This window comes from Pseudomonas sp. MWU12-2020 (assembly GCF_023100605.1).
Taxonomy (GTDB): domain Bacteria; phylum Pseudomonadota; class Gammaproteobacteria; order Pseudomonadales; family Pseudomonadaceae; genus Aquipseudomonas; species Aquipseudomonas fluorescens_H.
Genome location: NZ_JALMEX010000003.1, coordinates 218,742 through 233,791 on the forward strand (window position 1 = coordinate 218,742; position 15,050 = coordinate 233,791).

Genomic DNA, 15,050 nt, shown 5'->3' on the forward strand with positions numbered 1-15,050 from the left:
TCCTTGAGTGGGGGAGGGGTATTAATAGCGGGAGGCGGGGTGGGTTACTAGTAATGGATCTCGCCACCCAGCATCAACAGAACAGCCAAAAAACCGAGATTGCCAAACAGGAAGGGCAGAATGGTAATGACGATTTGAATCACAACCGCGATTTTAAAGCCGACGGACAGGCCATAACGCTTCCAGTAAATAACATGCAGCACCATGGTTAGTGCATTTGCGACCCAGACTGCTCCAACGGCCATGATTTCGTTCTTTTGAACGATACGTAGGGCCATATGCAGCATGCAGAAAAAGACGATTAGAAATGAGGCGACCAAAAGTCGCGATGGACTTGGTTTGATTGAGTTGGCTGGCGGCATGTGATGTTCGTCCGTGTGTTCAAGAGTGCAGGCTCTCGAGAATCCTTTAGATTTGGTTGCATGGTTTCGAGTCATGGAGCCAATCAGGTCAGGGCTTATACATTCGCTCAACATCTACTTCAATCTCTAGTCCAGAACAAACCTAAGCGAAACCAGTCCGCGATGTCAGCCTGCGAGTCAACGACTAAGCCTTTACACCAACCCTTGTGGTGAGGGGATTTATCCCCGATGGGGAGCGAAGCTCCCCTAAGCATTCAGGCCCACAATCATCCGCTGCTTGAAAACTCAAACAGCGGACTCAGAACCGTCAGCCTCCACGCAACAATCGTGAAGCCTTGCGCCACCAGGACTCATGACGATTAAACGGATCATTCGCCAACAAACAGGGCATATCCCGCAAGCGAATCCACGGCTCATCCTGCCAGTGCAACGTACTCAGTGACATCTGCGGCCAACTCAAAACACTCAGCGTTGGACGCTCCACAGATCGCGACGGACGAGCATCACGCAGCGTTGGCACAACCTGAAGCGTCACCCACTCACGAAGCTGTCGGTACTCAGGACAGTAGTGATAGATCAGCAAGGCGTACACGCCGGATTCACTCACCATCCACTGTTCTTCCGTTTCGCCGAAAAGCTCCACGCACATCAACTGACGCTGATCAGCATCGAGTTTGCGTAGCTGGCGCTCATCAAGATGTTTACCCATCAACCGGCCCAGTTCATGGACGCAGAACCACGCCTGGTTCTCCACCAGAAGGGCATGCAGGTGTGTTTTATTGCGGGTAAACCGAGTCGGTAAAAGTGGCTCAGACATGGCGGGCCTCCGGAGTCGGAAGCGACGAGAGCGTTCTGCGGGTACAGCGATTCACCTTCATCATGAAGGTTTGGTATCCAGGCATTTCCATTTACCTCTGGCTGCTTTCTTAGGGCATTCGTTAGGGTGTCGGGAGCTAAGAAACCCACCAGAGACGGGCCGGACATATTCCCCTTTCGGGTCTTGTATTCGCCCACTCCCGACATAACGGGATTTTTCGCAGGCGTAGAGGAACCGCAGACGAAAAGAAGCCGCATGACTGTCGGGTGCGGAGGACCGCTCTGGTTTGTCGAGTTTCTTAGGCTCGCTGGGAGGTTAGTATTACGGAGCAGGAAGGTCAAGCCTTGTCGTATCTATGCAGTTACGGTGCATTTCGCTTTTCGAGGGAAGTGGATTTCCTAAATGGGTGTCCATAAATTATATTTTCGCGTCTGGGCCTGATATAAACAACCGTTCAACAAAAAAACGGTAATGACGGAATTTGTTTTTTATATTTTTTTCGTAAAACAACAAGGAAAATTATGAAGATTCAAATAAAGAAGTTTAAAAAAATAGACGATGTTACGGTGGTTTTACAGCCTTTAAACGTTTTTATTGGGGCAAATAATTCTGGGAAGAGTAGTTTTATTCAAGGGGTCCAGTTTGCTGTGTCGGGCTGCCAGACTTTGAAATTAAAAGGGGGGATATGGACAGGTAAGGGTACCAAAACTCTGTCTTTGGACTCTGGAGAGTATCTTTACACGCCAACAAGTAATATCGAGTATTTATATCATGGCAAGCGTTTGATTGGTTCGAGGCGAAGAGAGGATCGAAGCTGGATTGAATTTATTTTGTCAAATGGCAAAACTTCCTCGCTTAAGATATCTAGAGGGAAAAATGGCGGATTTACTACAAGTTTAGAAGGGCGCGATTTTGGAGATCAGCTTAGTGATATTGATAACCCTTATTGTGTATACGTGCCAGGAATAGCGGGGGTGCCTACTCAGGAAAAGTATGAGGTAACAATAACTGTAAAGAAGTCTGCGACTCGTGGTGATAGTAATAACTATCTTAGGAATATACTTTACTCGATCAGTAAGGATGATGCAAAATGGCGTGCCTTTAAAAAATCTGTAAATAGTATTTACAATAACGTTGATGTGGTTGCGCGGTTTGATGAAAATAAATCTGAATACATTCAAGTTGAAGTGGTTTATGAGGGTTTGGAGTTGCCTCTCGATTCCGTGGGGACAGGCCTTCTTCAAATTATTCAAATATTCGCTTATATTGAGTATTTTAATTCAAAAATCATACTCTTAGATGAGCCTGACTCACATGTGCATCCCACGAAACAAAAGTTGCTTGCGAATGAATTAGCACGAAGGTCAACAGAAAATCCTGAGTTGAGAGTGGTTTTTTCAACTCACTCTAGATATATTTTGGATGCTTTAGAGGATAAGGCGAATGTGGTGCATTTTCAAAACGGAAATGCCAGTTCAGGAGTGAAGGGCAGTAAGATTTTATTAGATATAGGCGCTGCCGATGCTGACTATTTGTTTGCAAAGAAAAGTCTTAAGTATATTATTGTTACTGAAGATAAAGTAGATGATATAGATGAAAAAAAACAATTTTTGAATAAGTTTGCTATCGCCAATGGACTTGGAGAGGACGAGTTTGTGTTGCACTCTTATGAAGGGTGTTCAAAAGTTGATTTTGCAAAAATACTTCAGGGCTTTGTTAGAAAGCAGATACCCTTAGTGAAGGTTATTGTCCATATCGATAGGGATCAACGAGTAGATTCTGATCGAGAGGCTTTAAGCTTGAAAGAAAGTTGTGAGAGTAAGGGGTTGCTGTTTTTCATGACCAGGTATCAAGAAATAGAATCATATTTTTGCTCGCCGGCGCATATAAAAGAAGTATATTCGATTGATTTGGAGGTCGCTGAGAGAAAGTATAAGGAGTTTGTTGCTGCACTAGAGGGTGAAACTAAAAGGAAGCTTGCAAATTTCATTCTTAGAGATAGGCGAGAGTTAAGTCTTAATAAAGATGGAAATCAAGATATTCAGTTGGTAAATAAAACAGTTGATGAGTGGTATGAGCAATTTAAAGTTGAGCTAACTCCGGGCAAGGAGCTGCTTGGTAAGGTGAAGAAATTCGCGCAAGAAGAGTTAAGAGATGATCCGAATAAATTGTTAAGAGTGACGGAAGCACTTCGTTGTGAAATATTTATGAGGTTGTTGCATTAACGTTTTGTCTGTGATCTGAGTTGAGTGCTAATAGTATGGATTATTAAGGCGTGGCTCATCATGTCCGTGTGCTTGTTGAGTGTTAAACTTAGGCTTGGTAAATAAATAGTTAATTTTTTAAATGGTTTCTCTGACTCGCTAGTGAGAATTATCGCCAGTCAGAGAGCGTCCATTTTGTTTTCAAAAGAAAAGGTCAAGTCCGCAATTAAATGTCAGGGATAAATTTTTTGAAGTCATTCGGAAGCATGTTAGCTAGGCCACTCCATCCTAAGGCTTCGATATCGTAGGTCAGACTAAGCTGATCCAAGACAGTCGATAGCCTTCTGGGTGAGCCACCGTCTTTGCCACCGCTGCCTCGCTTAAGATTTCCTACTGAATCGTCGTAGTAAAGCTTTGTGAATAGCTCAATTATGCCAGGGCTGTTTACAACTGATTTTCTAGACATCGCTTGTTCATACACTTCCCCGGTCTTATTTACTGGAATGTCTAGAACGCCTTTAAGGCGGTTTAAGTTGTCTTGGTGAGCTAAATAAGCTAACCAAATTGGAGCCATTTTTTGCCTGTAAAGTTTTCGCCAATTACCAGGCATGTAAATCCAGAGCGCGTCTTCACCAATTTTCCCTTTATTAGTGATGAATTTTTCAGAAAATCGTAAAGTCAACCAACTCCAGAACCCTTGATCGTGCTCCAAAGTTGCTGGGTCTAGTGATGCTGCGCGAACCGCATTATCAATAGCCTCTGCCAATTTAAGTTTCGATTCGAATGCTGAAGCGCTGAAAATGTCTGCACGAATTGGTGCTCCGACTTCTATGGAGAAGGACGAGCTTTCTAGTAGTTGAGCTGGGACCGAAAAGGTGGAAGTACTACGAGCTAACGCTAGCAAAGTCCGCATTTGTTCAATGCCTTCGGCATTGAAAGAGCGCATTTGTAATAGTTCCATGTTTAGTCCTCATCACTCATAAACTTAGCGAGACGGTTTCGCAACTTCTTTTCTTGGCAAAAACCAATTGTTGCTTTCTGTGCCCATTCGTCAATATCTAAATGATTTTCTGTATTAGGGAATGAAACTCCTGCCCAAGTGGCCCCCAAATTTAGCCAAGTACTGCAATCATTTTCCCCATCGTGGGAGCCGTCGTCGTCATCACTTGTCCCCAATTGTTCATGAACGAGATTCACCAAGATTGCCCTAATTACGCCAGGGAGGATCGCGAAGAGTATAGGACTTGACTTCAGCTCTTGTTTAGTCCCAAGACCACTATCTAGAATGAGAGTAGGGATTTCTCCCATTTCCAATTCCCAGACGCCTCCCGAGAGATCCTCCATCCTAATCGGCAGAAGTGAGCGGGTAGGTAACTGCAGCTCGCCTTCGTTACAAGCTTTAATTCCTTCAGCGGAAGCAAGGAGGCGGCAGGTTTTTGGTTCAACTACAAGTACACGAAACTGAAGGCCTTCAGAGTCGCCCATAGAACTAATATCAAACTCTGAACCCCGCTTCCAGCTTGACAAGGCAACACCTGCGGTTCCCCACTCGTGTCGTAGACGTAGCGCTCTACCGCGTTCGGCCTCGATCACGACCAAGGCGTCTACTCTTAAATTATAGTTACCCAGCATCAGGTCCATGTTGCAGAATAGTCCGTCGTCACGTCGCTCGATTATCGCTCTGACGTCCTCTTTGTAGATTTTAGTACGCCCGGTAAAATTAAAACGACGGCTCATTCTGCAATCTCCTCATCATCCAAATACTCATCCATAGCTAGAGAGTTGACCTTCATTATCAGGTCTCGATGTAAATCTGCTGGTCGGAAGAGAATTTCGAATTCTGGGCTGGTAACCATAACAGTCAACCGGCCGTGATCGCCGTCTATAATTTCTACATGTTCATTCAAATCTAGGTGGAACTCGCTTTTCTTATCTACCCCTTCTCTTGCTGCTCGAATTAAATCAAAGTCATATTTAGAATGGGAGTTGAAGGGGTTGCGGCCATGAATATCGTATGCTGCTTGTAGGGTTAGCCTATATCCTCCTGCATTTTCGAAACCGCTAGGATTTCCACGCAGATGAACCTCTTTTCCTACTTGTTGCAATTTCCAGCAACGTGAGGCAATCGGCGGTATTTCGGGGGTAATCGGTTTAATTACCTCTTTTTCCTCCTTATCCCGACTAACCGCGTCCTTTTTCATTGTAGGCTTGGAAGGTGCATCATTCGCAGGAAGAGGAAGCAGTTCTGCTAACAAGCTATGGTCTGGCTTGCCTTGTTCGTTAGATAGTTTACCTACTAGCTTCTGAGCGCTATCACGCACGAAAGAAATTAGCCTGTTTCCCTCTCGGTAATGTTGTTCCCTGAATTTATCTCGGCTTGCCTTCCAATCTGTATGCGCAGGGCACTCAGACTTTCCAAGTGTTTCGGCAACTATATTTGCCGATGCGCAGATAAGCGCTATGTGATCTGGCGTCTTTTTACGGGTGGGATGGTTAGGAATAAGTAGTCCATCCCTGACAAATATTGGGTAGTGGCGTCCCGTTTTCTTTTTTAGAAGAACATCGAAATGACCGGTTTCGGGCGTGGCTTTCGTAGGTTGTATTATCATCGGAACCTTGAAGTGCACCACGTTCCCTTGATCAAGGGCTAACTCAATGTCCTGTGGCGAAATATCGGTGATGTAGTTGGACCAATCGTAATCCGGCACTGAAGAACCAGTGGGATGACTAACATTAGCCGTGATTGCCTCAAATTGCTCCATACCTAGCAGGCTGCCCGCTAAATAGATTGAGTCTTGAAATTCATCATCGTCTGGAGCAGCGCTTTTTAGCTCGCTAAGACTATCTGCATCAAATTTAGCGAACTGATCTGTTCTGGAGTCGTTCAGCTCAATGATCAGATCCCCCGACAATATCGGGATAAAATACTCGCGCGCAATTACCGCTGCCAATCTATTAAACGTTAGGTAGTCTTCATAAATCCATGGAATGACTAAGCCTAAACCTGGTTCTTTTTCTCGGCGCAGGCCGAAATCATACTTGAGACGATCTGTTATGGCGTTGTCGGAAAATGGTGTCTGGAGACCATTAATTTCTTCGCTAAACCAACCATCAGGAGTGTAGATTTTTCCCTCAACTTCATGATGACGAAGGATTGCTTGGCCCATAAGATGCAGGCCAGGATCGGATGCTCTACGTGTGATTGCAAAAAAAGACCGAACTCTACTGGAGCGGGGAATTACGATTTTGCCGACCCCCCAGCTACCGCGCTCACCTGGCCTTTTATTAGAAACACCCTCTGCGCGGAAAAAATGATAAAAATTGCCTCCTGTCTTTGGGTCGGCAGAGTCAATTTTACCCTCAAGCCCTTTTGTGTTGAAGTCTTCGATTGTGAGGTATGCACATTCCTCTGCTCCCCAATTTGGGAGATTATTGAGGCGAATCTCCTTTGCAGAAAAGTGAGCCTGAACTTGTTTGGGGAACCAGTATTTCGCCCTATCTGCAGTTAACTGGCCTAATGAAAAGACTATCTTTACGGGATGATCACCAATACGTGCATCAAGGGAGTTCTGCACTGTCTCGCGAATCAATGCGTGATCGATTCCGTCAATCGACTGATCTTGGAAAAACTCTTCTTGCATGGGATCACGGGCCTTAGCCCCCTGAGGTTTTTCCAAAAAGCTCCAATGCGGTTGATCGATCATTATGAATTCTCTCAATAGAAACGTCGGGAATCAGCGTTGCTTGATGGGGGTAGTGGGCTAGAGTTTAAAGTCGCCGCCGGATGAGTTTTCTGAGTCAGAGAACCGTGCCTTGGCTTGATCTAGCTCCTTTTGTAGGGTTCTAAAGATCTTCTTAATGTCCTCTTCGGTAAAGCTGTAAGCACCTCTGTTGGAAAGGTTTCCTATCAGGCGAATGTCATTGAGTGCACGATTCACGCGCTGCTCCGCAAGCCTCACAAATTTTTCTCTCTTTTCTGACACGGCGGCCTCTCAAATCCTACAAATAAATCGGCTTTTCCTACAACATTTGTTAAATATTTAGAAAATGTTGGTGGTTTCGTCAAGTTTTTTTTGATTTTTTTCGGGATTTTTTAGCGTTTATAAGCTTTTTTTGGATGAAGGAAACTGCTCACGCAATCGCGCAATGCCCTAGAGGACTTTGGAATAGAGATCGGGAAAACACATGGGTACTCAGTTTTCCTAGTGGCTGAACGACCCTCCTCTGAGCTATTTCCCTTAAAGCTCAGGCCAAGAGATGGATTTTTGATTACAATCTCTGATCGCATCCAAAATCCACAACATCTCGGCTTCTGGTCTGCGTATACCGCACTCCCATAGCTCGAAAACGCGCCATCCGGATGCCAGTAAGATCTCCTTGTTCTTGGCATCCCTAGCAACGTTCTGTTCAAGCTTTGTTCGCCAGAAATCCTCATTGGTTTTGGGAGTGGTTGCGTAATGACAGCCGAGGTGTCTATGCCAAAAACAACCATGAACAAAAATGCAGACCCGATAACGTGATAGCACTATATCGGGTCTTCCAGGTAGATTTCGTTGGTGCAACCGGTACCTAAAACCATGCCGATGCAGAATGCGTCTGACTTTTACCTCCGGGCGTGTATTGCTACCTCGGATGCCTGCCATCATGCGTGACCTGACTTCTTTGCTGACTATGTCCATGAACGACTCCCAGATAAATTTGAATCTCCTAGCTGATATGACCCCTGAGCCCGAAGGTTGTCTAACCGAGCCTATCCAAGTCGTAGATCTCTTTGCTGGCCCGGGGGGCCTTGGTGAGGGATTTACTTCTTGCAGTGATCGCTTTGAAATCGTCATTTCTGCTGAAAAAGACCCAAAAGCCTGGGAGACGCTACGGCTACGAGCGTTTTTTCGGCTGCTCCAAAAAAAGAGACCGGACCTGCTTTTTGAGTATTATGATTTTTGTAATGACCCCAATGCTGCAGGCACGTTTAAGCCGTCCGTCAATACAGAGTACCTTTGGGAAATGGCGGGGCAGGAGGCCCAATGCATCACTTTGGGAAGTGATCAGGGTAATTCCACTTTAGATGAAGTTCTAAAGGTTAGGTTGAACGAGAAACGTCCTTGGGTGCTGATCGGAGGGCCCCCATGTCAGGCCTACTCGATCGTAGGACGTGCAAGAAATCAGTCAAAAATCGATTATAAGGCTGAGAATGACCACCGGCACTTTCTTTATAAGGAGTACCTGAGGATCATTCGAGAGAGGCAGCCCACAATGTTCGTCATGGAGAATGTGAAAGGCATCCTCTCATCTAAGGTCAACAATGAAAGGATATTCTCAAATATTCTGAAGGACCTTTCAGATCCGGGCCAGGCTCTACATTCAAATGGCGCGGGAAAGCAGTATCGTATTTATTCTCTAGTTACTGGGGGCTCCTTTGGTCCTGGTGAGGATGTGGAAAAAATTGATCCTAGATCTTTCATCATTAAAGCTGAGGATTACGGCATTCCCCAAGCAAGGCATCGTGTAATTCTCTTGGGTATTGCTACTGATAGTCTTCCGGTATCAAGTGATTTAGTGAGGCTCGCTTCTGAAGATAAAAAATACTCCAAAATATCAGTGGGTCAGGTGATAAAAAATCTACCTAGACTTCGCAGCGGGCTTTCAAGAACTGAAGACAGCCAAAGCGGTTGGATTGATGTTGTGAAAGAAGAATTGCGTTATCTTCAAGGTCAGACGGACCCTGTCAATGTAGAGCTGTGGGCCGCACTTCAGGGTCTTTCTAAGTCTTTTGATACGGCGAATGCTCCATTGAACTTTGGAGGTAAAAGAGTTCGCAAAGATATATTGGCTGATGGGGCTACCGAAAGTCCGATTTTAGACGATTGGTATCTTGATGAAGGTTTAGGGTATTGGTTGAATCATGAATGTCGTGGGCATATGCCTACAGATTTACGCAGATATTTATTCGCAGCAGTCTATGCTCAAATTCATGGTACTTCTCCCAAGGGGCATGAGGGATTCTTTCTAGATGGGTTGGCGCCCGATCACAAAAATTGGAAGACAGGAAAGTTTAGCGATCGATTTAGAGTGCAGACCGAGAATAGGTATGCCACTACTATTACAAGTCATATTTCCAAGGATGGGCACTATTTCATTCACTATGATCCAGCTCAGTGTCGCAGTTTGTCCGTCAGAGAGGCCGCTCGGATCCAGACTTTTCCAGATAATTATTTTTTTCAAGGCAGCAGAACTGATCAATTTCACCAAGTTGGAAACGCAGTTCCCCCATTGCTGGCGTCTAAGATTTCGAAGGTGGTGTACGGCATTCTTTTTGATAAGGTGCGGGAATATGATGAGCGGCAAACAGAGAAAAATGAGTTACAGGCGTTTGCTCCTAATCTAGTTGAGTAATAGCTCTTGAGGAATAAAAGAGCCCCGACTAGGTCGGGGCTCTTTTATTTTCAAATGCCAGTCAGAAATTTGCGCTAGATTGAGATATCAATCCCAGCTCAACGCACCACCAGTCTGATACTCAATCACTCTCGTCTCAAAGAAATTCTTCTCTTTCTTCAAGTCCATGATCTCGCTCATCCAAGGGAACGGGTTAGTCGTCCCTGGGTACTCTTCCTTCAAACCAATCTGCGACAAACGACGGTTAGCGATGAACTTCAGGTAGTCCTCCATCATCGCCGCGTTCATGCCCAGTACGCCGCGAGGCATGGTGTCGCGTGCGTATTCGATCTCCAGCTGCGTACCCTGCAGGATCATCTGGGTCGCTTCTTCCTTCATTTCGGCATCCCACAGGTGTGGGTTTTCGATTTTGATCTGGTTGATCACGTCGATGCCGAAGTTCAGGTGCATGGATTCGTCGCGCAGGATGTACTGGAACTGCTCGGCGACGCCGGTCATTTTGTTGCGGCGGCCCATGGAGAGGATCTGGGTGAAGCCGCAGTAGAAGAAGATGCCTTCCAGAACGCAGTAGTAGGCGATCAGGTTGCGCAGCAGTTCTTTGTCGGTGTCCGGGGTGCCGGTTTCGAACTTCGGATCGGAGATCGAGCGGGTGTACTTCAGGCCCCAGGCTGCCTTTTTCGCGACCGATGGGATCTCGTGGTACATGTTGAAGATCTCGCCTTCATCCATGGCCAGCGATTCGATGCAGTACTGGTAGGCGTGGGTGTGGATCGCCTCTTCGAAGGCCTGGCGCAGGATGTACTGGCGGCATTCCGGGTTGGTGATCAGGCGGTACACGGCCAGGACCAGGTTGTTGGCAACCAGGGAGTCGGCGGTGGAGAAGAAGCCGAGGTTGCGCATCACGATGCGGCGCTCGTCGTCGGTCAGGCCTTCCGGGTTTTTCCAGAGGGCGATGTCGGCGGTCATGTTGACTTCTTGCGGCATCCAGTGGTTTGCGCAGCCGTCCAGGTACTTCTGCCACGCCCAGTCGTACTTGAAAGGTACGAGTTGGTTGAGGTCGGCGCGGCAGTTGATCATGCGCTTTTCGTCAACGGCGACACGGGCGGAGGCGCCTTCGAGTTCGGCGAGGCCTTCGGCGACGTCGAGGGAATCCAGTGCTGCCTTGGCGCGGGCCACGGCGGCCGAGTCGTCGGCGGTCACGGCGCGGGCTTCCAGCGCTGCGGCACCGCCGGCGCTGTCGAGGCGGTCCATGTTGGCTTCAGTAGCGTGGCCGGCGTTGGCGCCTTTCACTGTTGCTACTTCACTGTCTTCTTTGTCGAATTCGTCCCAGCTCAGCATGACGTGTCGTCTCCTGCGTGAGGGCCTGTCGCCCCGTGTGAAACCTGATTGGTTGGTTGTTCACACGGTCGTACAGACCGCGTTGGATCTTAAGGAATCGTTTTTTGCAGCAGCTAAGGCAGGCAATAAAACAGAATTTTGTACGGGTTTCCGAGAGCCTCTGACGGGCGCAGATCAGCGTTGACGCTGCTGCGGGGCTTCAGAATGGCTTTTGCTCCCTGTAAGGGAATATTGCTGACCCGATTAGGGCGGCATTATAGGGAAAAAAACACGGCTGTGCTGAGGCGAATCCGCGCATGGAGCGGTCGAGGAGGCTGGTTTTTCGATGAGAGTGCGGGTTTACAGGGCTTTGCCGGGGATAGATTTTTTTTCGTAAAAATCTCGCGATTGTGGATTTGCTCAAAAAATGAACAAAAAAACCGGTTTTTCACTACATCTAGTGTTTTGCAAGCATTTTTGACGACTCCAGACACAACTGAGCCCGACCGAAGTCGGGCTGGAATCGACCCTCAAATGAGACGCTGAGCGGTCCGATTCGGTGCAGTCTCAATCATCAATTGGTGCAGCCGTTACCCATGACGCTGTAGCGCAGGATGTGACGCTGACCCTTGGAGTCGTCGTATTCCATTTTCATCGGAACAACTTCGCAGACGTTTGGAACTTCGCTCATGGAAACTACGTTGGCGATGTCCAGGTGAGTCGAGTAAGTGTATTCCTCGATAGCCGGTTGTTGCTGTGCGACATCAGTCGGGACCTCGTCTGCCATGGCGGTTGCGCACAGACTGCTGAGGGCCAGAACCAATAAAGCTTTCATTTCAGATTTACCTTTTTGAGGTCGAGTGGGGTCACGCAACCTTTTTAGGGTTGCGTGTGGAACTTCATCACTTGGATAAGTTGATTAACGGCCTTCGTGGGGGCTGTAACGTTGTTAATCGGTTTGCCTTGTCGGCGGTGCGGATTTTAGGGAGGTGGGGTGGGGGTAAACAGGTGGGGTTTTGATAAACACTTTTCGCGGTTTTGGTAACAATCGGTCGTTAGGGTGGGGAAGAGCGTTTTCTGGCGATGCAATTTGTCTGGGGAACCGAGTTGTCTGGATCGCTTGCAGGCAAGCTCCTACAAGGGGTTTGCGGTGTTTGAGGATAGTGCGCCGGGCTTGCTGTCTGGGTATCGCCATGTTTTGTAGGGGCTTGTTACTACCATCGTCGAATGGTTCTATGGGCCCGGCCCGGCTACAACGGGGTCATACAAAAACAACTATTTCACCGAGGTAAGAAAGATGAGTGCGGCTTCTCTGTATCCCGTTCGTCCCGAGGTTCTGGCCAATACGCTGACTGACGAGGCGACCTACAAAGCCATGTACCAGCAGTCGGTCGTCAACCCTGACGGTTTCTGGCGCGAGCAGGCCAAGCGCCTCGACTGGATCAAGCCTTTCACCACGGTGAAGCAGACTTCCTTTGACGATCACCATGTCGACATCAAATGGTTCGCCGACGGCACCCTGAACGTTTCCTACAACTGCCTCGACCGTCATCTGGCCGAGCGCGGCGATCAGATCGCAATCATCTGGGAAGGCGATGACCCTTCCGAAAGCCGCAACATCACCTACCGCGAACTCCACGAACAAGTCTGCAAACTGGCCAACGCCCTGCGTGGTCAGGACGTGCATCGCGGCGACGTGGTGACTATCTATATGCCGATGATCCCCGAAGCCGTGGTCGCCATGCTGGCCTGCACCCGGATCGGCGCGATTCATTCGGTGGTGTTCGGTGGTTTCTCGCCGGAAGCGCTGGCGGGGCGGATCATCGACTGCAAATCGAAAGTGGTGATCACTGCTGACGAAGGCATCCGTGCCGGCAAGAAGATCTCGCTGAAGGCCAACGTTGATGACGCGCTGACCAACCCGGAAACCAGCAGCATCCAGAAAGTCATCGTGTGCAAGCGCACCGGTGGCGACATCAAGTGGAACCAGCATCGCGACATCTGGTACGAAGACCTGATGAAAGTGGCGGGCACCGTCTGCGCGCCGAAAGAGATGGGCGCTGAAGAAGCGCTGTTTATCCTTTACACCTCCGGCTCCACCGGCAAGCCGAAGGGCGTGCAGCACACCACTGGCGGTTATCTGCTGTACGCGGCGATGACCCACGAGCGTGTGTTCGACTACCGCCCGGGCGAAATCTACTGGTGCACCGCCGACGTCGGCTGGGTCACCGGCCACAGTTACATCGTCTACGGCCCGCTGGCCAATGGCGCGACCACGCTGCTGTTCGAAGGCGTGCCGAACTATCCGGATATCACCCGGGTGGCGAAGATCGTCGACAAGCACAAGGTCAACATCCTCTACACCGCACCGACCGCGATCCGCGCGATGATGGCTTCGGGCACCGCCGCCGTTGAAGGCGCTGATGGCAGCAGCCTGCGTTTGCTCGGTTCGGTGGGCGAGCCGATCAACCCGGAAGCCTGGGACTGGTACTACAAGAATGTCGGCAAGTCGCGTTGCCCGATCGTCGATACCTGGTGGCAGACCGAAACCGGCGGCAACATGATGAGTCCGCTGCCGGGTGCGCATGCGCTGAAGCCGGGGTCGGCGGCACGTCCGTTCTTCGGCGTGGTGCCGGCGCTGGTCGACAACCTCGGCAACATCATCGAGGGCGAGGCCGAGGGCAATCTGGTGATTCTCGATTCGTGGCCGGGTCAGGCGCGTACGCTGTATGGCGATCATGACCGCTTCGTCGACACTTACTTCAAGACCTTCCGTGGCATGTATTTCACCGGTGACGGTGCGCGGCGTGACGCTGATGGTTACTACTGGATCACCGGGCGTGTGGACGACGTGCTCAACGTCTCCGGCCACCGCATGGGCACCGCCGAGATCGAAAGCGCCATGGTTGCGCACCCGAAAGTCGCCGAAGCGGCGGTGGTCGGTGTGCCGCACGACATCAAGGGGCAGGGCATTTATGTCTATGTCACCCTGAAGAATGGTGAAGAGCCGAGTGAGCAACTGCGTCTGGAGCTGAAGAACTGGGTGCGCAAAGAGATCGGCCCGATTGCTTCGCCGGACGTGATCCAGTGGGCGCCGGGGTTGCCGAAGACCCGTTCGGGCAAGATCATGCGGCGGATTCTGCGCAAGATTGCTACGGCTGAGTACGATGGGTTGGGGGATATCTCTACTCTGGCGGATCCGGGTGTGGTGCAGCATTTGATTGATACGCACAAGACGATGAATGTGGCGTAAGCGTTAGCTCTGTAGAAGCCCTGTCCGGTGATGCCGGGCGGGGCTTTTTTGTGTCTGGAAGTTTTGGGGTGGCAGGGCCGGCCCCTTCGCGAGCAAGCCCGCTCCCACAGTGGGCCTGCATTCTTTCAGACAGGATGCGATCAACCTGTGGGAGCGGGCTTGCTCGCGAAGGCGATCTGTCAGGCGGCGGTGTACTTCGCTGTCGGAATCCAAACCCACCCAACCAATAATTATCGATTTCCTGCGCAAGCCCTTTCCCGCTGTTACCCGCACTCATTCGAGTAACCAAATGTGTAACCGCCCGCCCCGCAGCGGGGCGAAGGGAAACGCAATGCCCCGTTTTAGAGCCTTAAAACCCCCGGTGAAAAATAAGACACAACGCTGCGCTTGCCGGATTAGAAGGGTTTGCGAATAATAGGCCCGCAATTTGCAGCATAGATCGGTTCACTGTCTTTCGCTCTTGCATGAATTTGCAAGGCTGTCAATGCGCTCAAGCGGGTTTCTCTGTGCATCTGTAATTAGTTGTCGCATTGAAGAAATATCGGCTTCGGGCCTGTCGTTAGAATGCCGATCACTCGCTCATCGTGGCTGACGTTGAAACCCCCGATGGTTTCAATGGGAAATTTCCCACCGATGCTGCGCCGCTTTCCCGATTCACCCATTCGCATATTGGGCTGTCGCTCACTCTGCCGTTTTTGCCCTTT

General features: G+C 49.3%; 11 protein-coding genes. 3 read left to right on the forward strand and 8 right to left on the reverse strand.

The window, feature by feature from the left end; genetic code table 11:
- Positions 1-47: 47 nt before the first annotated feature.
- Together M0814_RS08365 and M0814_RS08370 are read right to left on the reverse strand one after the other, a co-directional pair.
- Positions 48-362: a hypothetical protein gene (locus M0814_RS08365; protein WP_103485863.1), complete on the reverse strand. Its 315-nt coding sequence runs from the start codon at positions 360-362 to the stop codon at positions 48-50.
- 307 nt (positions 363-669) lie between these two features.
- Positions 670-1,179 carry a Bro-N domain-containing protein gene (locus tag M0814_RS08370; RefSeq protein ID WP_103485862.1) on the reverse strand — a complete coding sequence of 170 codons (510 nt, stop codon included), beginning with the start codon at positions 1,177-1,179 and terminating at the stop codon, positions 670-672.
- A gap of 521 nt (positions 1,180-1,700) precedes the next feature.
- Between M0814_RS08370 and M0814_RS08375 the strand changes: the two genes are divergently transcribed.
- Entirely contained in the window at positions 1,701-3,404 is a 1,704-nt protein-coding gene (locus M0814_RS08375) for an ATP-binding protein (RefSeq protein WP_103485861.1), read from the forward strand.
- Positions 3,405-3,609: 205 nt separating this feature from the next.
- Here M0814_RS08375 and M0814_RS08380 read toward each other — a convergent pair whose 3' ends face one another.
- The 4 genes from M0814_RS08380 to M0814_RS08395 form a co-directional block, all read right to left on the reverse strand.
- A complete protein-coding gene (locus M0814_RS08380) occupies positions 3,610-4,344 on the reverse strand; it encodes a hypothetical protein (protein ID WP_103485860.1) in 735 nt (244 codons plus the stop codon).
- Positions 4,345-4,346: 2 nt separating this feature from the next.
- Positions 4,347-5,120 (reverse strand): hypothetical protein, encoded by a 774-nt coding sequence (locus M0814_RS08385; protein ID WP_103485859.1) that lies wholly within the window; start codon positions 5,118-5,120, stop codon positions 4,347-4,349.
- Entirely contained in the window at positions 5,117-7,087 is a 1,971-nt protein-coding gene (locus M0814_RS08390) for a hypothetical protein (RefSeq protein WP_103485858.1), read from the reverse strand. The genes M0814_RS08385 and M0814_RS08390 overlap by 4 nt, the downstream gene beginning before the upstream one ends.
- A gap of 534 nt (positions 7,088-7,621) precedes the next feature.
- Entirely contained in the window at positions 7,622-8,062 is a 441-nt protein-coding gene (locus tag M0814_RS08395) for a very short patch repair endonuclease (protein WP_103485856.1), read from the reverse strand.
- Between M0814_RS08395 and dcm the strand changes: the two genes are divergently transcribed.
- Positions 8,028-9,776 (forward strand): DNA (cytosine-5-)-methyltransferase, encoded by a 1,749-nt coding sequence (gene dcm, locus M0814_RS08400; protein ID WP_247868475.1) that lies wholly within the window; start codon positions 8,028-8,030, stop codon positions 9,774-9,776. The two genes, M0814_RS08395 and dcm, sit on opposite strands and share 35 nt — an antisense overlap.
- Before the next feature lie 87 nt (positions 9,777-9,863).
- Here the strand turns inward: dcm and M0814_RS08405 are convergent, their stop codons facing one another.
- Positions 9,864-11,114 (reverse strand): ribonucleotide-diphosphate reductase subunit beta, encoded by a 1,251-nt coding sequence (locus M0814_RS08405; RefSeq protein WP_003227292.1) that lies wholly within the window; start codon positions 11,112-11,114, stop codon positions 9,864-9,866.
- A gap of 553 nt (positions 11,115-11,667) precedes the next feature.
- The gene (locus M0814_RS08410) at positions 11,668-11,928 is read right to left on the reverse strand and encodes a DUF2790 domain-containing protein (RefSeq protein ID WP_003227290.1); all 261 of its coding nucleotides are present in this window, start codon (positions 11,926-11,928) and stop codon (positions 11,668-11,670) included.
- 462 nt (positions 11,929-12,390) lie between these two features.
- On the opposite strand from M0814_RS08410, the gene acs reads away from it, so the two are divergent.
- Positions 12,391-14,346 (forward strand): acetate--CoA ligase, encoded by a 1,956-nt coding sequence (gene acs, locus M0814_RS08415; protein ID WP_047599664.1) that lies wholly within the window; start codon positions 12,391-12,393, stop codon positions 14,344-14,346.
- The last annotated feature ends 704 nt before the right edge of the window (positions 14,347-15,050 follow it).

Excerpts from the sequence above, each read along its gene's own strand:
- dcm (WP_247868475.1), top strand. The coding sequence starts at position 8,028 with ATGCGTGACCTGACTTCTTTGCTGACTATGTCCATGAACGACTCCCAG.
- M0814_RS08390 (WP_103485858.1), bottom strand. The coding sequence starts at position 7,087 with ATGATCGATCAACCGCATTGGAGCTTTTTGGAAAAACCTCAGGGGGCT.
- M0814_RS08385 (WP_103485859.1), bottom strand. The coding sequence starts at position 5,120 with ATGAGCCGTCGTTTTAATTTTACCGGGCGTACTAAAATCTACAAAGAG.
- M0814_RS08375 (WP_103485861.1), top strand. The coding sequence starts at position 1,701 with ATGAAGATTCAAATAAAGAAGTTTAAAAAAATAGACGATGTTACGGTG.
- M0814_RS08395 (WP_103485856.1), bottom strand. The coding sequence starts at position 8,062 with ATGGACATAGTCAGCAAAGAAGTCAGGTCACGCATGATGGCAGGCATC.
- M0814_RS08370 (WP_103485862.1), bottom strand. The coding sequence starts at position 1,179 with ATGTCTGAGCCACTTTTACCGACTCGGTTTACCCGCAATAAAACACAC.
- M0814_RS08405 (WP_003227292.1), bottom strand. The coding sequence starts at position 11,114 with ATGCTGAGCTGGGACGAATTCGACAAAGAAGACAGTGAAGTAGCAACA.
- M0814_RS08410 (WP_003227290.1), bottom strand. The coding sequence starts at position 11,928 with ATGAAAGCTTTATTGGTTCTGGCCCTCAGCAGTCTGTGCGCAACCGCC.
- acs (WP_047599664.1), top strand. The coding sequence starts at position 12,391 with ATGAGTGCGGCTTCTCTGTATCCCGTTCGTCCCGAGGTTCTGGCCAAT.
- M0814_RS08380 (WP_103485860.1), bottom strand. The coding sequence starts at position 4,344 with ATGGAACTATTACAAATGCGCTCTTTCAATGCCGAAGGCATTGAACAA.
- M0814_RS08365 (WP_103485863.1), bottom strand. The coding sequence starts at position 362 with ATGCCGCCAGCCAACTCAATCAAACCAAGTCCATCGCGACTTTTGGTC.